The 20,490-nt window shown below is 69.3% G+C and carries 15 protein-coding genes and 2 pseudogenes; 6 read left to right on the top strand and 11 right to left on the bottom strand.

Translation table 11 applies throughout. The annotated features are described in order from the left end of the window. Positions 1 to 633, bottom strand: a pseudogene (locus tag OG385_RS35630) (cytochrome P450); the annotation flags it as partial. Between the two features lie 425 nt (positions 634 to 1,058). Between OG385_RS35630 and OG385_RS35635 the strand changes: the two are divergent. Further along, positions 1,059 to 1,430: a hypothetical protein gene (locus OG385_RS35635; protein WP_266861458.1), complete on the top strand. Its 372-nt coding sequence runs from the start codon at positions 1,059 to 1,061 to the stop codon at positions 1,428 to 1,430. A 230-nt stretch (positions 1,431 to 1,660) separates the two neighbouring features. Next, complete coding sequence (locus OG385_RS35640; protein ID WP_266861456.1) at positions 1,661 to 1,993, top strand: helix-turn-helix transcriptional regulator; 333 nt, start codon at positions 1,661 to 1,663, stop codon at positions 1,991 to 1,993. A gap of 65 nt (positions 1,994 to 2,058) precedes the next feature. On the opposite strand, the gene OG385_RS35645 is transcribed toward OG385_RS35640, so the two are convergent. Next, complete coding sequence (locus OG385_RS35645) at positions 2,059 to 2,697, bottom strand: DUF1707 domain-containing protein (protein ID WP_266861455.1); 639 nt, start codon at positions 2,695 to 2,697, stop codon at positions 2,059 to 2,061. 76 nt (positions 2,698 to 2,773) lie between these two features. Continuing rightward, entirely contained in the window at positions 2,774 to 3,829 is a 1,056-nt protein-coding gene (locus OG385_RS35650) for an SDR family oxidoreductase (RefSeq protein WP_266861454.1), read from the bottom strand. Positions 3,830 to 4,089: 260 nt separating this feature from the next. On the opposite strand from OG385_RS35650, the gene htpG reads away from it, so the two are divergent. Next, positions 4,090 to 6,063, top strand: coding sequence for a molecular chaperone HtpG (gene htpG, locus OG385_RS35655; protein WP_266861452.1), 1,974 nt, complete (start codon positions 4,090 to 4,092; stop codon positions 6,061 to 6,063). A gap of 178 nt (positions 6,064 to 6,241) precedes the next feature. Here the strand turns inward: htpG and OG385_RS35660 are convergent, their stop codons facing one another. Next, the gene (locus OG385_RS35660; protein ID WP_266861450.1) at positions 6,242 to 7,360 is read right to left on the bottom strand and encodes an esterase family protein; all 1,119 of its coding nucleotides are present in this window, start codon (positions 7,358 to 7,360) and stop codon (positions 6,242 to 6,244) included. 453 nt (positions 7,361 to 7,813) lie between these two features. Here OG385_RS35660 and OG385_RS35665 point away from each other — a divergent pair, with 453 nt between their 5' ends. Then, a complete protein-coding gene (locus OG385_RS35665; protein WP_323183953.1) occupies positions 7,814 to 9,163 on the top strand; it encodes an MFS transporter in 1,350 nt (449 codons plus the stop codon). 17 nt (positions 9,164 to 9,180) lie between these two features. Here the strand turns inward: OG385_RS35665 and OG385_RS35670 are convergent. Then, positions 9,181 to 9,466, bottom strand: a pseudogene (locus tag OG385_RS35670) (hypothetical protein); the annotation flags it as partial. A gap of 66 nt (positions 9,467 to 9,532) precedes the next feature. Next, positions 9,533 to 9,952 (bottom strand): nuclear transport factor 2 family protein, encoded by a 420-nt coding sequence (locus OG385_RS35675; protein ID WP_266861448.1) that lies wholly within the window; start codon positions 9,950 to 9,952, stop codon positions 9,533 to 9,535. Positions 9,953 to 10,263: 311 nt separating this feature from the next. On the opposite strand from OG385_RS35675, the gene OG385_RS35680 reads away from it, so the two are divergent. After that, complete coding sequence (locus tag OG385_RS35680; protein ID WP_266862151.1) at positions 10,264 to 11,541, top strand: MFS transporter; 1,278 nt, start codon at positions 10,264 to 10,266, stop codon at positions 11,539 to 11,541. 318 nt (positions 11,542 to 11,859) lie between these two features. Here the strand turns inward: OG385_RS35680 and OG385_RS35685 are convergent, their stop codons facing one another. Together OG385_RS35685 and OG385_RS35690 are read right to left on the bottom strand one after the other, a co-directional pair. Then, positions 11,860 to 13,824, bottom strand: a complete 1,965-nt coding sequence (locus OG385_RS35685) for an FAD-dependent oxidoreductase (RefSeq protein WP_266861447.1) — start codon at positions 13,822 to 13,824, stop codon at positions 11,860 to 11,862. Between the two features lie 18 nt (positions 13,825 to 13,842). Then, complete coding sequence (locus OG385_RS35690) at positions 13,843 to 14,421, bottom strand: TetR/AcrR family transcriptional regulator (protein ID WP_266861446.1); 579 nt, start codon at positions 14,419 to 14,421, stop codon at positions 13,843 to 13,845. A 107-nt stretch (positions 14,422 to 14,528) separates the two neighbouring features. Between OG385_RS35690 and OG385_RS35695 the strand changes: the two genes are divergently transcribed. Continuing rightward, on the top strand, positions 14,529 to 16,022 hold the full coding sequence (locus OG385_RS35695) for an APC family permease (protein WP_266861444.1): 1,494 nt from the start codon (positions 14,529 to 14,531) through the stop codon (positions 16,020 to 16,022). 107 nt (positions 16,023 to 16,129) lie between these two features. Here OG385_RS35695 and OG385_RS35700 read toward each other — a convergent pair whose 3' ends face one another. The 3 genes from OG385_RS35700 to OG385_RS35710 all read right to left on the bottom strand — a co-directional run bounded on the left by OG385_RS35700 (position 16,130) and on the right by OG385_RS35710 (position 20,376). Next, positions 16,130 to 17,323 carry an acyl-CoA dehydrogenase family protein gene (locus OG385_RS35700; protein WP_266861442.1) on the bottom strand — a complete coding sequence of 398 codons (1,194 nt, stop codon included), beginning with the start codon at positions 17,321 to 17,323 and terminating at the stop codon, positions 16,130 to 16,132. After that, the gene (locus OG385_RS35705) at positions 17,320 to 18,501 is read right to left on the bottom strand and encodes a CaiB/BaiF CoA-transferase family protein (protein ID WP_266861441.1); all 1,182 of its coding nucleotides are present in this window, start codon (positions 18,499 to 18,501) and stop codon (positions 17,320 to 17,322) included. Before OG385_RS35705 ends, OG385_RS35700 begins: the two co-directional genes overlap by 4 nt. Positions 18,502 to 18,915: 414 nt before the next feature. Next, complete coding sequence (locus tag OG385_RS35710) at positions 18,916 to 20,376, bottom strand: PucR family transcriptional regulator (protein WP_266861440.1); 1,461 nt, start codon at positions 20,374 to 20,376, stop codon at positions 18,916 to 18,918. Positions 20,377 to 20,490: the final 114 nt, after the last annotated feature.

Below are 20,490 nucleotides of genomic sequence, written 5' to 3' on the forward strand. Positions count from 1 at the left end.
CATGTCGTCGGCCGGCCGGGTCCGCTTCGCGGCGACGAGGTCGTCCAGAACCTCGTAGAGCAGGCCTGTGTTGGCGGTGGCCTGCTCCACCGAGAGGGTTGTGTCGAAGACACCGTTGACAACTGCCCGGAACTCTTCGCTCCGGTCACTGGGCAGCCCCATCAGATGGCTGATGACACGGATGGGCAGCGGGTGTGCGAGACGCGTGCGGAGGTCGACCGGTTCCCCGGCCTCCGCTTCTTCCCGTTCTTCCAAGGCGTCGATCAGCTCGGATGTGAGGGCCTCGATGCGGTGCTTCAGTGCGGTGATCCGCCGGGCGCTGAAGGCGGGGGCGACCAGCCGCCGCAGTCTGCGGTGCTCGCTGCCGTAGGCGGTGAACATGTTCTCGACGGCGATCCACAGGGCGAGTGGCCATGTCTGTACGACTCCGGGGAACGCGGGCCAGTGCTGCCGCGCGTCCTTGGAGACGTCAGGGCTGGTCAGTAACCTCTTCAGCAGTGCGGGGTCGGTAACGGCCCACGCCGTGACGCCGAGGATGTCGACGCGGGCGGCGGCGCCCTGCGCGCGTAGCTCCCGGTGTTCGGCGTGGGATGCGGCTCCGGTGGGGTCGAGCACGATGGGCCCGGAGGTGATGGGCCCGAAGGTGATGGGCTCGGGGGCGGCGGGCTCGGGGTTGACCACGGTGGAGTTCTCCATCTCGAATCCGGACATGGTCCGCGAAGCGAAGGCCATGGGGCTGGGGGAGGGGCAGGATCCTGTGCGGAGCGGATCGGTCGCCGCTGTCTCCGGTTGTCTCCGGTGCGGAAGCCGCCGGATGGCGCCCTGGGGAAACGCGCGGGGTCGGCGGCTGCTGGAGCTTGCCCTACCCAGGCGGCGACGCGTCAATACCCAAGTGTCCGCACCTGTCGATGTGTTCAGGGGGCCGCGCGCTCCCAGGTCACTCCCGTATCACTCCCTTCCATGATCACTCCTTGGAGTGACGGATGCATCACGCTGTGTGCGTCTGGGCAGATCGGGATCGCACGCACACACCGTCATGAAGGGAACTCGAAGTCCATATGAACGCTCAGCCCCGTCCGCGCCGCACCTTCCGCCGCATCTTCACCGCCGCACTCGGCGCGGCGGCCCTCACGCTCACCTTCTCCGGCTCCGCCCAGGCTGCGGAGGGCGACTTCACCTACGTATTCCATGACCCGAGCGGCGCCCCGCACCTCGGGCACCTGACCGATCCGCCGAGCCGGGAGTGCATCACGCTCCCTCAGGTGGCGGACGAGTGGCTCACGCCCTCCGCCCACAGTCCGCGCAACTTCACCGATGCCACGGCCACCGTCTTCACCGGCGCCGACTGCCGGGGCGACCACTTCTCCCTCCGGCCCCACGGAGGGCACGCCTCGGAGCGGCTGAAGCTGCGCTCAGTTGTCTTCTCCTGATCCCTGGCCCTGATCCTGGCCTGATCTCTGATCCGCTGGATTCGGTGAGCTGCTGAGCCGCCGATCCGCGCGCTCGGCTCCTCGGGCCCGAGGAGCCGAGCGCCGGAGGCCGGGGTCGTTCCCACGCCCGGGATGGAATCCCTGCCGTCTTAGGTATGGTGGCGGTGATACCTGCAGCGGCAGGTCGGGCTACGCGGTACGAAGCAATCCGTATCCGAGGGTGAGGGATCATGGCGGACGAGCTGGGGCATCCGAGCCTTGAGGAAATGGACCTGGGTAAGGTCCTGACGGCCCTTTCCGATCCGCTGCGCCGCCGCGTCGTGACGGAGCTGATCGTCGAGCCGGGGGATGCGGAGCGCACCTGCGCATCCTTCAACCTGCCGGTCTCGAAGTCGACTTGTACCCATCACTTCCGGGTGCTGCGCGAGTCTGGGCTGGTCACGGATATGGACTACGGCAACCGCCGCGGGGTGCGACTCAGGCGGCTGGAGGTCGAGCAGCGGTTCCCCGGCCTGCTGGAGTTGCTCGCCCAGAATACCGGGACCGCCCGTCCGCAGGCGTAACACCCCGGCGCCCTGCCCGACCCGGAACGCATCCCGTCGCCCGGGTCGTGTCCGAGCCCCCGAGTTCAGCGGCCGATACTCTTCGGCGTGCGGCGGCGCAGCCACTCCGAGGGCTTGCGGTATGGGGGCCGGGCGGTGATGTCGCCACCGCGGGACCGCCCGGACAGCTGCACACGAAGGGTGACGGGAGCGTCCGGGCCTGATGCCGGCCGGATCTTCACGTCGCCGCTGCTGCGCTCCAGGTCGTCAATGTCGACCACGATGCCCGGCCGGGTCACCAGGGTCAGGTTTCCCCCGATGCGCAGATCGACATCGATGTGCAGGGTGCTGTGGGTGATCACCGCGTCGGTGAAGTCCAGCTTCGCATCGCCGAACATCAGCCGGATCTCCATGCGGCGCGGAACCAGCCAGCGGCCGGTGCGGGTGACATCGCCGAAACGCTGGTCGATGCGGACCAGTTCCCTGGCTTGTGGGGGCATTCCTTCCGAGGGCAGATCGGCGGTCAGCTCGGCCAGTTGGTCCAGGGTGCGGGCGGAGAGTGCGGCGTCCAGGCGCTCGTCCAGCTCGGCCGCGGTGAGCCGGCCGTCGCCCGCGGCCACCTGCAGAATTTCGACGACCTGGTCCCGCTCGCGGTCGGACGCCCGCAGTGCGGGCGTCGTGCCGTTCCCGGAAGAGTCGTCAGCTGGCCTCTGTTCACCCGTCATGCCCGCATTCTGGTCGACGGCCCAGGGTCCCGCAACACTGGGTGATGGCGGTCGATGGTGAGTGATTCCCGGGGAGTTACGGGACAATCTTCCGCTTGCGGAATTCCTCGAAGATGCTGATGAACATCTGCTCGGTCTCGACGTACTCGTGGAAGCCTGCCCGCCGTGACTTCGATGTGTCGGCGAACATGTCGTAGTCGAGTCCGAACACGAAGTCGCCGAAGTTCCAGCAGGAGACTTCCTCGTATGAGTGCGCGAGACCGTACCGGGCCGACATCTCGTTCCACAGGGCCTCTTTGTCCGCCATGACGGTGGTGAGAGACATCTGCAGAGGCGGGGCGACATCCATCTCGAAGTACGCGGCGATCCTGGGCCACATCTCCTCCCACCGGAACAGATCGCCGTTGGCGATGTTGAAGGCCTGTCCCTCTCCGTTCGCGTCGGTCGCCGCCCAGACTGTCGCCTTCGCGAGCAGGCCGGCGTCCGTCATCTCGAAGAGGCTGGTGTAGGCGCCGGGCTTGCCCGGGAAGCGCAGGGGCAGGCCGAGCTCCTTCGAGATGGACGCGTACACGGCGATGACCAGGGCCAGATTCATCGGGTTGCCGAGAGCGGCGCCGCCCACCATCGAAGGGCGGATCGCCGACCACGTCCACGGCTTGCCCTGGCTCCGGCGTTCCAGGAAGGACTGCTGGTCCACGTTGAACTCCGGCGGCATGTGTCCCGCGTCGCTCTCCCGTGCCGGGGTCTTGAACGGGCCGAGGTGCGCGCCGTAGACCTTGTAGCCCTGCATCAGGCTGATGTGCCGCAGACCGGACGCCACCGGCTCGATGGCGTCAACGGAATTCACCAGCATGGCGAGGTTCGGGGGTACGAGCTCCGCCCAGGTCGGCCGGTCCTGGAACGCCGCGTAGAAGATGTGCGTCACTTCGGTCAGCCCGCCGAGCTTCTGGCGGGCGTCATCGGCGTCCAGCAGATCCACGGCGATGTAGCGCACTCGGCCCGTGTCCGTGCCTCCGCGCCGGGAAACCCCGATGATCTCCCAGTCGTTGAGATCGCGGAGGTGCTGGATGGTGTCGCGGCCGACAACTCCGTTCGCCCCGACGACCAGGGCGACTTTGCGTTCCGGATTCATGACGCGGCTCCTGAAGTTGACCGTGCGCAGTGGATTGGTACGACTGTCTTCGTACCTATGGAGTGAATCACGTCGCAAGGTATGGCGCAAGGCGTACCTGCGGGTCTGTGCCGAGTGAGGTCGGTGCCGTTCGAAGGCCCTTGCCCGCACTGCGAGCGGCTGTGCCCCGGACGGCGATCGGGACCTGAACCGCCGTCGGCTGTTCTAGAGTTCCCAGGTCAGTCCCCGTCACTTGATGACCTGAGAAGGAAGCATGGATTATGCCGACTGAGACGTTCGAGTTTCAGGTGGAAGCGCGTCAGCTTCTCCAGATGATGATCCACTCGATCTACTCGAACAAAGACGTGTTCCTGCGCGAACTGGTCTCCAACGCCTCCGACGCGCTCGACAAACTTCGTATCGAAGCCCTCCGCGACGACTCTCTCGGTGCGGACGTGTCCGATCTCCACATCGCCATAGAGCCGGACGAGAAGGCCCGTACGCTCACCGTGCGCGACAACGGCATCGGTATGTCGCACGACGAAGTGGTCCAGCTCATCGGCACGATCGCCAACTCGGGCACGGCCAAGTTCTTGCAGGAGCTCAAGGAGAAGGAAGCGGAGGGCGCCGCCGCTGCCGACGGACTGATCGGTCAGTTCGGAGTCGGGTTCTACTCCAGTTTCATGGTGGCCGACGAGGTCACCCTGCTGACCCGCCGTGCGGGCGAGAGCCACGGCACCCGCTGGGTGTCGACCGGCGCGGGTACGTACACCATCGAAACCGTCGAAGGCGCTCCCCAGGGCACCGCGGTCACACTCCGACTCAAGCCGGAGGACTCCGAGGACCGGCTGTACGACTACGCCTCCCCGTGGAAGATCCGGGAGATCGTCAAGCGCTACTCGGACTTCATCACCTGGCCCGTCAGGCTCGTCTCCGATTCCGCGGCCGCCGACGCGAGCGGCACGGAAGGGGAGACGGAGACAGGGGCTGAGGGGGCCGATGGCGAGGCCACCCCCGCCGAGCCCGAGACCCTGAACTCGATGAAGGCCCTCTGGGCGCGGTCGCGCGACGAGGTCACGGACGACGAGTACCACGAGCTGTACAAGCACATCAGCCACGACTGGAACAGCCCCCTCGAAACCATCAGGCTGCAGGCGGAGGGCACTTTCGAGTACCAGGCGCTGCTGTTCATCCCCGCCCACGCACCGCAGGACCTGTTCACGCAGGGCTACCAGCGCGGAATCCAGCTGTACGTGAAGCGCGTCTTCATCATGGACGACTGCGAAGCACTGATGCCGCCGTATCTGCGCTTCGTCAAGGGTGTCGTCGACGCGCAGGACCTGTCGCTCAACGTGTCGCGCGAGATCCTCCAGCAGGACCGGCAGATCCAGCTGATGCACCGCCGCCTGGCGAAGAAGGTCCTGTCGACGGTCAAGGACATGATGTCCGGCGAGCCGGAGCGCTACGCCACGTTCTGGCGGGAGTTCGGCCGCGTCCTCAAGGAAGGACTGCTGAGCGACTTCGAGAACCGCGACGCCATCCTCGGTGTCTCCTCCTTCGCCACCACCCACAGCGAGGACGAGCCGACCACCCTGCGGCAGTACGTGGAACGCATGAAGGACGGCCAGGAGCACATCTTCTACCTGACGGGCGAGTCCCGCCAGGCCATCGAGAGCTCCCCGCACATGGAGGCGTTCCGGGCCAAGGGCATCGAGGTACTCCTGCTCACCGACCCCGTCGACGAGGTGTGGGTCGAGGCGGTTCCCGAGTTCGACGGGAAGCAACTGAGGTCCGTTGCCAAGGGCGAAGTCGACCTCGGCACCGAGGAGGAGAAGAAGGAGGCCGGGACCGAACGCGAGAAGCAGCAGCAGGAGTTCGAGGCCCTGCTGACCTGGATGACGGACCGGCTGAGCGAGAACGTCAAGGAGGTGCGCCTCTCCTCGCGACTCACCGTCTCGCCGGCCTGCATCGTCTCGGACACGCATGATGTGACGCCGGCTCTGGAGAACATGTACCGCGCCATGGGCCAGGAGGTTCCGCACGTCAAGCGCATCCTCGAACTCAACCCGGGGCACCCGCTGGTGACCGGATTGAACAAGGCGTACGCGGAAGGGACGGACGACAGTGCCCGCAGCAGCCTCGAAGAGGCCGCGGAGCTTCTGCACGGCATGGCGCTGCTGGCCGAGGGCGGCGAGCTGAGCGATCCGTCGCGCTTCGTCAAGCTGCTGGCCGACCGCCTGGAGCGCACTCTGTAGCCGCGCGGCTCGGGTCCCGGGAGCGTCCCGCCGCACTGGGCGGGACGCTCCCGTCTTCCGGGAATGCGCGGTCGGACTGGCCGACCGCGTTTGACCTGAGCAGACTGGGCCGGCTTGGACCGACTTGGACTGGCCGGGGCCGACCTGGGCCGGCCTGGGCGCTCGTCGGTGCTTCCTGTCAGCGCATCGGCACCTGGTGCGTCAGCCAGCGGAAAACCTCCGGAACCTGTTGCCTCCAGACCACGGTGGCGTGCCCGCCCGCATCGGCGGGCAGTCTCACGGCCTGGACGGTCGTCGGGCGTCTGGCCGCCTGCCTGAGGGCCACCGCACCCTGGTAGCCGTCACCGGACGCACCGGAGACGAACAGCGCCACCCTGGGCGGAACCCGGTCGTGCCGGAGGATTTTCCACGGGTTGTTCCGGTTACGCAGCTGAAGTGTCCGAGCGGTGAGCGAGGCAGGTTCGCCGACCGGGTCGTTGTAGCCGGACAGACCGATCGCGGCACGGTAGCGGTCCGGGTGCCGGACAGCCAGTTCGACCGCGCAGTGCGCGCCGGCCGAGTAGCCCGCGACGGCCCAGCCGGCCGGCCGGCGCTCGGCCCGGAAGTTGTCCGTCACCATCTTGTGTACGTCAACACTGAGCCAGGTGTCGGCGTTGACCTTGCCGGGGATGTTGGCGCAGCCGGTGTCGACGTTGCCCAGCAGCGTCGTCCGGGGCGCGACGATGATGTACGGGGCCACGTCACCGCGCTGCATCATCGGTGCGAGCTGCGTGTTGACGTGCAGGCTCCCGAACCAGGCCCGTGCGGAACCGGGGTAGCCGGGGAGCACTTCGACCACCGGGAAGTTCCGGTGCCGGTAGGCCGGTTGACCGTACTGCGGCGGCAGCCAGACGTAGACCTCGCCCTCAACACCGGAGATCCGGCCCTTGAGCTGGGTCACCTGCACTCCGGGGCCCATCCGGGGGTCGCCGGCCGGGTGGAACTTCTGCTTGATCCGTGGCTCGCTCCTGACTGACTTGCCGCCGGTTCCGTCCGGGCCGAGATCGGCGGCGGCATGCACGTGGTTGCCGGTGCCGAGGAGGTCGGCCCAGTTGTCGTAGAGGCCGTTGGAGTTGTTGACGATCACGAACACCAGGAGCACCCCGGTGGCCTGGACGACGACCAGCATGGCCAGTCGCGCGGTGTGCCGCACCGCGCCGGGACCGCGGATCCGCCCCCAGAACAGCAGCGGAAACGCGAGTGCCGCCGCCACCAGCACGATCGACGTCAGGAAGAAGGGTGTCCCCGTAAGGCTCATCAGATTCTCGTCTCCGGATAACGAGGAGCCGCAGGGGCATTGCTGCCCGCCCCGGGCCCCGGTCCGGTGAGGGAGATGGCCGAGGGCGCGCCGGGGTTCCCGAACCGCGTGGATCGCGGGACAGGTCACATCCGTATCCCCGTGCCGGATGCGCGCGTATCCGGCTGCGGTGTTCCGCTCGCCGGTTCGTCGACGACCAACTCCCCACTGCCTTTCGTGACTGCCTTTCGTGCCGGGCCGCCGCGGGCTAATGTGCGGGTACCGAGACCGACGAGGAGCCAGCCCATGCCCGGTCGCCCGAGCGCGCGTTGACGCCGTAGGCCGTTGAGCGGCCTGTCATCGCGTGCTGCCTCAGATCCGCGGCACAGCGAGCCTTCCCCTCCCTGAACCGCCGGTGCACCTGCCGTGCGCCGGGTGGCGGGCCTCGTTCTCGGTACCCCCAAGGGGCACACTGTGTCGTCCGATTCCTCAGCTGTATCCGATGCCGGCCGGCCGGTTCCGTCCCGCCTGTGGAGGGACCGGGACTTCCGAAGGCTCTGGCTCGGCCAGGCATCCTCCCAAATCGGCGAGCAGACAAGCCTGGTGGTCCTGCCGCTGATCGCCGTACTGACGCTCGACACGGACGCCGGCCGGCTGGGCGTCCTCCGCGCGGTGGGGCAGGCGCCGATCCTGCTGTTCTCGCTCTTCGCCGGCGCTTGGGTCGACAGACGGCAGGCCCGCACGGTGATGGTGCTGACGGACGCGGGCCGGGCACTGGCGCTGGGCGGCGCCGCGCTGGCCGGCCTCCTGGGCGGACTCGGCCTGCCGGCACTGCTCGTGGTCGCCTTCGTTGCCGGAACCCTGTCCGTGTACTTCGATGTGGCGTACCAGGCGTCTCTCGTACGGCTGGTACGACGCGATCAACTGGTACGGGGCAACAGCGCGCTGGAGGGCTGCCGGTCAGCGGCTCAGCTGGGCGGCCCCGCACTCGGGGGTGCGATGGTGTCGCTTCTGTCGGCGCCCGTCGGGGCCGCGTGCAGCGCTGGGTTCTTCGTGCTGTCGGTCCTGTCGATCGGGCGGATCCGGCGCCGCGAAGCGGTCCCGTCGGCCTCGTCGGTCGCATCGACCCCGGTGAAGGCGGAGAATCCGGAACCCCCTCGGGTATGGCTGCGGATCCATCAGGGTCTGCGCTTCGTCGTCGGCGATACCTGGCTGCGGATCGTGGGCCTCGCCTCGGCCGCCTTCCAGTTCTCCTTCGCCGCCATGATGACCGCCTATCTGCTCTTCCTGCCGAGGGAACTGCACCTTTCGGGGGCCGCCGTCGGCCTGGCGCTTGCTGCGACGGGTCCGGGCGCGCTCCTGGGGTCGCTGCTCGCCGCCCGGCTGCCGGGCCGGTTCGGTCATGGCGCCGTGCTTGTGGGCGCTGCGGTGCTCGGGGACGGGGCGACGCTGTGTGTGCCCCTGCTGCACGGTCCCTCAGGGGGGACGATGGCCGCGCTCCTGTCGGTCAACTTCGTGTTCGGCACCTTCGGCCAGCTGGTGAACGTCACGGCCATGTCTCTCCGGCAGGCCGTTACTCCGGAGGGGATGCAGGGTCGCGTCACAGCGACGATCACGTTCGCCGGCATGGGCCTGACCCCGCTGGGCTCTCTGCTCGGTGGCTGTCTCGTCCAGCAGTGGGGGCTGCGCACGAGTCTCCTGGTGACAGCCGCCGGCATGATGGTGTCGCCGCTGCTGATGGTCCTGTCACCGCTCGCCCGGGTGGGACGGACACTGCCGGTTCCGAAGGCCGTACCCCCGGGCGGGCGCCCGCCGATGACGTAGTGGTGGACGTGCGAACATCAGTCCAGTGTCTGAGTGAGTTCGCTGCGGTCCGACGTGTGCACGACCCTGCCGCGTGCGCCATTGACGATCGGCATATACGGCGGGACATGACCGCATTCGACATCGGCGATGATCGGCACGTTCAGCGGTCCGAGTGCGTCGATATCCACATCGCCCCGGCCGTCCAGCCTGGTCCGTCCACCTGCCGGGGGCGTCGAGCAGGTACGTACACGCCTTCGGCTCGGCCCGGAAGTCGTCTCATCCCGTGGTGCGGTGACGGTTCGGCGGGGGGCGCGGGTATCGAACTGACATACGCCAGATCCTGGCACGGGACTGGCGTGTCACCAAGGGGATTCCGGCGGTCGCGCATCACGAGGTCTCGAACGCCTGGGTGACGGCGAGACTGTCCTCGTAGACGTGGTGCCGGGTGACGAGGCCGCCCTCGACCGTGAGGTGCAGTGCGAACCGGGCCCGGTAGGCGCGTCCGGTGGGCAGGGCGGTCTGGCGGATCTCGCCGAGCACGACCGCGTCGCTGCCGTCGATGAGGATGCGCTCGATCTCGGTGGCCGCGAGCCCGGGAACATGGTGCTCCGCCAACTCGCGGTAGTGCGCGGCGGCATCGGCCCGGGTGGACCGGTGGCGGATCCACGGTGTGGCCGAGCGCCCGTGCTCGGCCTCCGGCCAGTCCAGCTTCCAGTCGCCCTTCTCGGCGTACAGCTCGGCGATCCGCTCGGGGTCGCCCTCACCGATCCGGCGCAGCAGCTCCTCCACCAGGGTGCGGGTGGTCATGGGCGTGGTTGTTGTGGGCACGTGCGTTTCCTCTCCACTGCTCAACTACGGTGTTCCGCCGGGTCTTTTCGGGCTTCTGTAGCTGTATCTACGGGGTCCGCATCGCGGTGGTGCGGACAACGCCATTCTCGGCGGCGTCGTGAGCGCTCGGCAATTACCTCCCGGGTAAGCGCGCGACCCCGAGCTCCCCTCGCGTCAGGAGGGATGTGCCGGCCGCCTCCAGAACGCCGTCTCCGATGCGTGGCGGTTTTCCGGCACTGGTTGGCAGAATATTGGAAGTGCGACAGCCCCGGGATGCCGAGCATGGATGTGTGTCCAGGAATAAGTTGATCCCTCTGCTGTCTGTCGGTCACGCCTGCGTGGATGTGTACCAGGGTGCGGTGGCCGCGCTTGTGCCGTTCTTCGTTGCCGAACGTGCCTACAGCTATGCCGCCGTGTCCGGGATTGTCCTCGCCGCGTCACTGCTGTCATCGGTGGCCCAGCCCGTGTTCGGTCTGCTGACCGACAAGTGGGCGATGCCGTGGCTGCTGCCGGTGAGCACCTTGCTCGGCGGCGTGGGGATCGCACTCAGCGGTGTGAGTGGCTCGTACAAGCTGACGTTGGTGTTCGTCGCGCTGTCCGGGCTCGGAGTGGCGGCCTATCACCCCGAGTCGGCTCGGGTCGCGCGGCTGGCCGGCGGCGGCAGCCACAGCGGTATGGCGTGGTTCTCTCTCGGCGGCAACCTCGGGTTTGCGGCGGCGCCGCTCATGGTGTCGGCCGTCGTGGTGACCGGTGGCCTGCGGCTCTCGCCGCTGCTCGTGATTCCGGCCGTGGTCGGCAGTGTGCTCTGTCTGCCGGCATTGCGGGCGCTGGAGAGGAACGGGGCGGGGCGTGCCGGTGCGGCGGCGAAGGCGGGGCGTGATGACCGTACTTCGTTCGTCAAGCTCTCACTCGTGGTGGTCTGCCGTTCCATCGTCTTCATCGGACTGAGCACCTTCATCTCGCTCTATGCCAGGCAGCGCATGGGAGGCAGTACGCCGGCGGGCACCGCCGCACTGTTCGTGCTCTACCTGGGCGGTGCGGTGGGTTCCGTGCTGGGCGGCAAGCTGGCCACCCGGTGGGACCGGGTGACCGTGGCGCGCTGGTCGTATCTCGCGACGGCGGTCGCCGTGGCCGGGATCGTGACCGTCCCGGGTCCGGTGCTCTACCTGTTCGTGGCGCTGGCTTCCGCCGGCCTCTACGTACCGTTCTCGCTCCAGGTAACCCTCGGTCAGGACTACTTGCCCTCCCGGGTCGGCACGGCCAGCGGGATCACTCTTGGCCTGACCGTGAGCATCGGTGGTCTCGCCAGTCCGCTCATCGGTGCTGTCGCCGACGCGACATCCCTTCGTACGGCGCTGGCTCCGCTGGTGGTGCTTCCGGTGGTGAGTTGGCTGCTCCTGCGAACCCTGCCCGAACCGGCCCTGCCTGCACTGTCCATGACGGCGCAACACTCGGGAGGGATCGACGTTGACGAACCTCTGCCCGGCAGGCCCGCCCAACCTGCCGAGCCCGCCCCGCCGGTTCACCCCGTTCCGCCTGTTCCGCCCGTTCAGCCCGATCGCCGGTGAGTGCTCCCTTGGCGTCCCGCGCAGTGCGTCCGATTGTCCCAACGCCGGGCGGGATCGGCTTCACCCTTTGGTCTTCACGCCGACAGCGAGGTATGGAGCATCCCGGCAGCCGGTGTCCGAGCCCGGCGCCCGACCGACGACCGGGCCCGAGTCGGCCACCTCTGCATCTCGCCGGACGCCGCCCTGCTCGCCTGGACCTCGTCCCGCGACGGTGTACCGGAGGCGTACGCCGCCCCGCTCGACGCCGGACCGCCGCGCACGCTGTGCCCCTCGGGCACGAATGATCCTGAGGTTACTTGCCGCCTGTGACAGTCCGGGTCACAACTCGGCTGCCACGGTGAGGCCCTCCAGCACCGCTTCCTCGACGGTGCGCGGAGTGACACAGTCGCCGATGGTGAAGACCTGTCCGGGCGCGATCCCGACGGCCACGGGATCGACCTCGTTGACCGGCACATGGCCCTGGGCGAGCACCACGGCCGCGACGCCATCGAGCAGCACAGGCTCCTCCGTCAGAGTGTGCTGGAGGTAGACGGTGTCGGAATCCGCGCCGTACAGCCGCACGTTGGGCACGATGTCGATGCGCGCCCGCGCCGCCTGCCCCAGCATGGCGGAGCGGACGTACTGCTGCAGGTGCTCGCCCGCCGCGAAGCCCGTCACGCAGAGCGTCACCTTCCGGCCCTGGCCGGCGAGCCGGAGTGCGACCCCGATGCCGATCCAGTCGCCGCGCCAGTCCGCGACCACGATCCGCCCGCGCGGCACCTCACCGCCCCGGATCACCTCCCACGCGTCCAGTACCACCGGGTCGTCGATCAGCTCCAGCTTCGCCGTGCGCGGGCGTGCGCCCGTCGCGAGTACCACCGCGTCCGGAGCCACGGAGGCCACGGTCCCGGCATCCACCCGCGACCCCACCAGGATGCGGACTCCCGAACGCCGTGCCTCGCCCTCCAGGTTGGTGATCGCCCCACCGAACTCGGCCCGCCCTGGCAGCTGTTCGGCGAGCAGCACCTGGCCACCGACGCGCCGGCCCGCTTCGTGCAGCTCCACCTCGTGGCCGCGCGCCGCGGCCACCGCCGCCGCTTTGAGACCGGCCGGTCCGCCGCCCACGACCAGCACCTTCTTCCGTCGGGTGATGGTCGGCAGCACTCCGAAGCGGCGTTCGCGCCCGGTCTCCGGGTGCTGGATGCACGAGATCGGGTACCCGAGCTGGAAATGCCCGATACAGGCCTGGTTGCAACCGATGCAGGCGCGGATCTCCTCGGTGCGGTCCTCGGCTGCCTTGACCGGCAGCTCCGGGTCGCAGATCAGCGCCCTGGTCATCGCGCAGGCGTCGGCCTGCCCGCCCGCGATGATCTGCTCGGCCTCCTGGGGCTGGTTGATCCGCCCGGCCACCATGACGGGAACTCCGACCACGGCACGTACCCTGGCCGCGAGCGGCGCCGTGTAGCCGGCCTCGTGGAACATGGGCGGGGCGATGTGCTGCGCACCGGACAGGCTGGCCGAGCTGCCTGCGCAGACCGATACGTAGTCGAGCAGACCTTCGGCGTCGAGTTCGGCGACGGCCGCGAGGACCAGTTCGGCGCCGAGGCCGTCGTGGCTCAACTCGTCGCCGGAGATGCGCAGACCGACCACGAAACCGGGCCCGGCCTGTTTCCGTACCCTGCGCAGCGACTCACGCAGGAACCGCAGCCGGCCCTGGTCGTCGCCACCCCAGCCGTCGCTGCGTACGTTGACCTCGGGGTTGAGGAACTGCGCCGGCAGGTACCCGTGGCTGGCGACGACCTCGACACCGTCCAGCCCGGCCTCGCGCAGCCGGCGGGCCGCCTGACCGTACCCGTCCAGTACCTCCTCGATCTCGGCCCCGGTCATGGCACGCGGCATGACATGGAAGCGCTCGCTCGGGGTGGCGGACGGTGCCCAGGCGACCGGTGCGCTGCCGTCCTTGGACTCCAGGATCTCCCGGCCGGGGTGGAACAGCTGCCCGAAGACCTTCGCCCCGTGCTGGTGCACCGCCCGGGCGAGACGGGCATAGGCAGGGACGCAGTCGTCCTCCGTGGCCATCAGTACGTGGGTGGTGTAGCGGGCCGACTCGTGCACCCCGGAGACCTGGAGCACGATCAGGCCCGTTCCGCCTGCGGCGCGCGCCTCGTGGTAGGCGATCAGGTCCTCGGTGACCGCGCCGTCCCGGACCAGTACGGTGTCGTGCCCCGAGGACAGGATTCGATTGCGCACCGTCACCGGGCCGATGCGCAGCGGGCTGAACAGATGGGGGAACTGCACTGCCATGGACGTCCTCCCTGAGACCTAGGCGCGTACGCCGAGTACGGCGCGCGCGGTACCGAGCAGCAGCTCGGCGTAGCGTTCTGCGGTGAGCCCGCCCCCGGACGCGACGGCCAATTCGCAGCCGTCGACCATCACCACCAGTGACCCGATCGCGAGGTCCACCGGCAGCACCGGGGTGAACTCCTCGCTGCGCAGGCCCGTGTGGACGATCTCGGACATCAGCGTCTGCCACTCGGCGTGCACCCGGCGCACCCCGTCCCGGAGTTCCTCCCGCCGGGAGGCGCTGGCGCAGAACTCGGTCCAGGTCGCACAGCGCCGGGTGAGGTCCGGGTCCGAGGTGAGCGCCTGGACCAGCAGCTCGAAGCGGCGCCACGCGCTGCCGGCCTCGACGGCGACCCTCCTCCAGCGCTCGATCAGATCGTCGATGGACCAGGCGAAGGCTTCGAGGAACAGGGCGTCGCGCGTCTCGAAATAGTGCTGAAGGGAGCCGATGGACAGTCCGGCCGTGGTGGCGACGTCCCGCAACCGGCCCGCGTCGAAGCCGCGTTCGGCCAGTACCTCCGCCGCCGCCTGCAGAATGCGTTCCCGTTGTGCGTCCATGCCGCTCCCCGCTGATCGGAAGTCCCTCCGGGCTCTTCCCAGCCAATAATAAAGCATTATTGTGACGGGCGACACAATGATGTGCTCCCTAGGAACGGGTGATCGGCGTGCACCAGGATCAGAACGACGCCACAGAGCTGCGCAAGACGCTCACCTGGCGCGACGGCTTCGCCATCGCACTGGTCGTCCCCAACGGCCTGCTGCTGACGGTCGGTTACGGAATCGGTGCGGTCGGCGGCTGGACCGCCATCGCGCTCTGGGTCGGCGGCGCGGTCGTCGGCCTGCTGCAGAACATGCTGTTCGCGGAGACCGCCGCGATGTTCCCCGGAATGTCGGGTGGCGTCAGCCGCTACGCCATCGAGGGATGGAAACGGTACTTCGCTCCGCTCGGAGCGGTCGCCTCGTTCGGCTACTGGATCGGCTGGTCGTTCAGCATCGCGGTGAACGCGGCGGCGATCGGCGCCCTGGTGCGGACCCAGTGGTTCCCGCACTCCGGCACGACCCATGTACTCGGCCACCCCCTGGGAGTTTCCGAACTCGTCGCCGTGGCCGCCATCGCCAGCGGGTGGGCGTGCAACTTCTTCGGCGCGAGACTGGCCGCCGGTACGAGCAAGGTCATTGCCGCGATCGTCATCGCCGCGCTCGTGGTGGTCGCCGCGGCGCCGCTGCTGCACCCGGGCACCTGGCACGTCCAGCGCCTGACCTGGTACCACGGCGGCAACTGGATGACGCTCGCGGTCTGGTTCTACGTCACCGCGTGGTCCACCTACGGCACCGAGATCTGCGCCTCGTTCGCACCGGAGTACCAGGACACCGTCCGCGACACCGCGAAGGCGCTGCGCTGGACCTCACTGGTCGCCCTGGGAATCTTCTTCGTCGTGCCACTGTCCATGATCGGCTCCATCGGCGAGGACGCCTTCCGCGCCGACCCGGTCGGCTCCTTCGCGGTCGCTCTGGAACGGGCGCTCGGCGGCTTTTCCACGCTCGGGGTGCTGGTACTGATCGTCTCGATGTTCTTCGGGATGGTCTCCACCACCGCGGACGGCGGCCGCGCCCTGTACGGCCTGGCCCGCGAGAAAATGACGCTCCGCCAACTCGATCACCTCAACCGCTGGGGCGTGCCCGGGAGGGCTCTCACCCTGGACGCGGTCATCAACAGCCTGGTCGTACTGCTGCTCGGGGAGCCCCTGGCCATCCTGGTGGCCAGCAACTTCGGCTACCTGGTGGCGATCACGCTGGCTGTCGCGGCCTTCCTGCTGCTGCGCCGGGACCGCCCCCACTGGCCCCGCCCCATCCGCCGTGGACGGATCTGGGTCCCGGTCGCCTGGCTGCTGCTCGCCTTCAATCTGCTGATCCTCGCGACCGGCGTCACCCACCCGTCCCTCGCCGGCTACGGCGGCGCCACGGAGACCCTGGTGGGCGTCGGCATCCTGCTGCTCTCCGTCGTGCTCTTCGTCTACCGCTGTCTGGTCCAGGACCGAGAGCGCATCGCCTGGCGCATCGAGACGCCGTCGGTGCCCGGGCGGCCCCCGGCTTCCGGCGGAACCGAGCATGCCCGTACGGGGAAGCAGGAGGCTTCCGAACCGTCCCGGTCCGCCTGACGTCTGCTGAATGCCTCGCGCCCACGGCCGGGCGACGGGGTGGTCGGCCTTCCGCCCGACGACCTCGCCGCCCCGCTGCTACGCCGCGAGCGCGTCCCGTGGCGCCGTCAGCGGAAGGCGGCCTGACCGGTCAGGGCCTGACCGATGACCAGGGTGTGCATCTCCGGAGTGCCTTCGTAAGTCAGCACGGACTCCAGGTTGTTCATGTGCCGGATCACCGGGAACTCCAAGGAGATCCCGTTGGCGCCGAGAACGGTCCGCGCCGTACGGCAGATCTCCAGGGCCTTGTTCACGTTGTTGAGCTTGCCCAGGCTCACCTGCTCCGGGCGCAGCCCCACCCCGTCCTTGCGGCGGCCCAGGTGCAGGGCCAGCAGGGTGCCGTTGGTGAGCTCCACGGCCATATCGGCCAACTTGGCCTGGGTCAGCTGGAAGCCGCCGATCGGCCGTCCGAACTGTGAACGCTCCCCGGCATAGGTCAACGCCGTCCGGAAGGCGCTGCGGGCTGCCCCCATGGCACCCCAGATGATGCCGTAGCGGGCCTCGTTGAGGCAGGACAGCGGTCCGCGCAGACCACGTACCTCCGGGAAGGCGGCAGCCGCCGGCAACCGGACCCCGTCCAGCGACAGCTCACTGGTCACCGAGGCGCGGAGCGACATCTTGTGCTTGATGGTGTGGGCGGAGAAGCCGGGCGTGCCGGTCGGCACGACGAACCCGCGTACGCCTTCCCCGGTCTGCGCCCACACCACGGCGACATCCGCGACCGAGCCGTTGGTGATCCACATCTTGCTGCCGTCCAGCACCCAGTCGGCGCCGTCGCGGCGGGCACGCGTGCGCATGTTGCCGGGGTCGGAGCCGTGGTCGGGTTCGGTGAGGCCGAAGCAGCCGATCGCCTCACCGGAGGCCATCTGCGGCAGCCACCGCTGTTTGTGCTCCTCGCTGCCGAACCGCCGGATCGCGTACATCGCCAGCGATCCCTGCACGCTGACCAGCGAGCGGATTCCGGAGTCGCTCGCCTCCAGCTCCAGGCAGGCGAGACCGTAGTCGACCGCGCTCATGCCCGCGCAGCCGTAGCCGTCGAGGTGCATGCCGAGCAGACCGAGGGTGCCCAGTTCCTTGGCGAGTTCGCGTATCGCGGGCAGCTCGCCCGCCTCGAACCACCCCGCGACATACGGGTCGATCGACGACTCACATACCTGTCGGACGGCGGCGCGCACGGCCTTCTCGTCCGGACTGAGCAGGTCGTCGATATCGGCCAGGTCGAGCGGGTCGGCCTTGGTGCGCGGGGAGTTCGATCGAGTCATGAGGTCACCTCGTTTTCGTTCGTGGGACGGTGGAGGGGCGGGCTGCCGGGTTCGGACAGCCAGGCCCGGACCACGGAATCGTCGGCGCCGAGTGCCGGGGGTGGTGTCGGCGGCCGGACCAGGCCGGTGGAGTAGGTGGCGGCGTGCCGCGGTACGGGTGTGCCGCCGGCCGGGGTGACCGTGGGGGAGAGGCCCAGGCGCTCGGCGAGTGCGAAGCCGTCGGCCACGGTGCCGACCTTCCCCGCGGGGACTCCCGCCTCGGTGAGGCGTTGCTGCCAGACGGCGGATTCGTCGGCAGCGAGCAGCTTCTCCAGTGCCGTGACCAGCTCGGCCCGGTGGCCGACCCGGGCCGCGTTGGTGGCGAAACGGGCGTCGTCCGCCAGCTCCGGCCGGCCCAGAGCCGCCGCGAGACGGGTGAACTGCCCGTCGTTGCCGCACGCCACCGCGAGCAGCCCGTCCCGGCAGCGCAGCGTTTCGTACGGGGCGATCGAAGGGTGGCGGTTTCCCATCCGCTCCGGAGAGCGGCCGGTCTCCAGACAGCTCTGCGCCTGGTTGACCAGTGACCCCAGCAGGCTGGAGAGGAGATTGACCTCCACCCGGCAACCGCGACCCGTCCGGGTGCGCTCCGTCAGCGCGGCGAGTACGCCGACGGCGGCGTCCTTGCCGGTGAGCACGTCCACCAGGGCGACACCCGCCTTGGTGGGCTCTCCGTCGGCCTCACCGGTGATGCTCATCAGCCCGCCCACAGCCTGCACGACGAAGTCGTAGCCGAGGAGGTCGGAGCCCTCTCCGCTGCCGAACCCGGTCACCGAGCAGTACACGACGCCTGGGTTGGCCGCGGCGACGTGCTCGTAGCCCAGACCGAGGCGGTCGAGTGCTCCCGGACGGAAGTTCTCCACCAGCACGTCGGCGCGCCGGGCCAGCTCCTGTGCCAGGGCAAGGTCGCCGGGGTCCGAGAGGTCGAGCGCGGCACTGAGCTTGGAGCGGTTGACGCTCTCGAAGTAGGTGCTGGACGTCGCCGACCACGGCGGGCCCCAGGAACGGGTGTCGTCGCCGGAACCGGGCCGTTCCACCTTGACCACGGTGGCGCCCAGATCGGCCAGGGTCATCGTGCACAGCGGTCCGGCCAGCACGCGGCTGAAGTCCGCCACCAGGACACCTTCCAGGGGGCCGGTCATGACACCCTCCGTACCGCGCCCGTAGAGGAGCGCGGGGAGAGCGGACCGCGCCGCGGTTCGAATCCCTGCACGGGCGGGGCACTTGGAGCACTTGGAACGCTTGGCAGTCCGGCCGCGGGGTGCGGCCGGGAGGTGACATCGGTCGTCACGGGAGGTCCTTCCGAAAGCCAGAGGCCGTGTGGTGGCTGTCAACCTAGGCACCGGTGGGCCGGCAAATCATGGGACGATCCGCACAAGAATTCCTGGACTGCGGTCAGAACGCCCACATGCGGGACGCGTGCGGCGATCAGCGAGAGCCCGCGCCCACGCTCGACACTCCCGGCCGGGATCTTGGCCGGCCCCTTCCGAAGCCGCGCGCTCTTCGGAAAGCACGGGCCCCGGCATGGGGCACACGGCGAACACACCCGGTCCGGGTCAGGCCAGTCCGTCTTCTCGCAGGGTGAGCCAGAGCCGGCTGGCGACATCGGGATCGTCCAGGTCGGCGTCCAGCAGCGTGGCGGCCCTGCCGATGCGGTGGCGCAGCGTATTGCGGTGCACTCCGAGGTCGGCTGCCGCGCGTTCCCACTGTCCGCGGTGGCGCAGATAGGCGGCCACAGTCCCCACAAGGTCGGCGTGGCGGTAAGCGAGCAGGGGCTCCAGGGTGGGCGCGGCGGCGACGCCTTGGCCGGCCAGGTCGCGGAGCGTTCCGGCGGGAACGCCCGCCAGCGTGCGGTTGAGGGCCGGCAGTTGCCGGTGCAGCTCGGCCACGTCGGTCTCGGTGCCCAGCACCGCTCGCACGCGGCCGGCCAGCAGTGGCCGTGCGGCGGCCGCGACGGCTGGGGCGTCGCACGGCTCGATAAGGATCAAGATGCGGTCCGCTTCCACAACGGCCGGGAAGTGCCGCCTCTCCCTGGCCACAGACATCTCCAGGGAGTCGAGGACCTCCTCGCCGCCCGGGCCGGTGTCGATGGCCAGCACGAGAGGCCGCATACGTGGAACGATCGCCGGCAGAGCCAGTTCCGCTGCCAGGGCCCGGGCCGCGTCGACGAATCCCGCCATCAGGAGCCGGCCCACGCAAGCGCGGGTCGCCCGGGTGCCCGCCACGAGGCGTCGGTGCTGCTCGCTCTGCAGGGCGAGCAGGGCGCAGGCGGTCAGCGTCAGCTGCCTGTCGGGGCCGTTCATGGGCCTTGGACAGCCGACGGCGACGAAGCCGGTGAGCCGACCCCGGCTCGTCAGGGGCTGGAGCAGTACGTCATCGGTCCCGAGCGGAAACGTGGCCGAGGAGTGCGGACCGGCGACACGGAGCCGGGCCACCTCTGCGCTGGTCTTGCGGGCGCTGGCCCGGCGCCCCCGTGGCCAGACCTCCACCACCTCTCCCTGCGCGCTCAGTTGGGCAGCCCATCCTGCTACTGCGCCGGCCAGCGTGCGGACGACGGTCGGCACCGGGTTGGGCCCGGCCGCCGCCCGCACGAGCTCACGGTGCGAGACCAGCGCTGAGGCCAGCTGCTCCTGACCGGCGGCCGCGACCAGGGACCAGTAGGTGCGGGCAACGACCAGGAAGGGGGTGGGTCCCGGCACGACCAGCAAAGGCAGGCCGACTGCCTCGCAGGCCTCGGTCAGCGCCTCGGGCACGCGCTGGTGGGAGGGCCCGAGGCCGATGGCGAGAGCGGCAACGCCCCGGCTCGCGAGCCGGGTTGTGTAGGCGCGTGCCTGGGCGGTGCGGCCGGACAAGCACATCCCGGTTGTCAGGAGGAGTTCGCCCCCCGAGAGATAGGGTGTCGGGTCGGCGAGTTCGCTGACATGCACTGCGGTGACCTCGCGCGGCGGCGGGACCGCCGGGCGGACCGGGGCGAGATCCGTTCCGAGCGTGCGGACGAGTGCGGCAAGCGTGGGCATGGGTCCTTCTTCTGCGGCCGGTGCGGTGCAGCGCTGTTCCTGCCACTGTTCACGACAGCCCTTTCCCCGTGAAGCGTAGGTGCCGCCCCCGGACCGCTACAGGCCGGGTCGCCA

Origin of the sequence: Streptomyces sp. NBC_01306, from assembly GCF_026340465.1 — a bacterium.
In the GTDB taxonomy this organism is placed as follows: Bacteria; Actinomycetota; Actinomycetes; order Streptomycetales; family Streptomycetaceae; genus Streptomyces.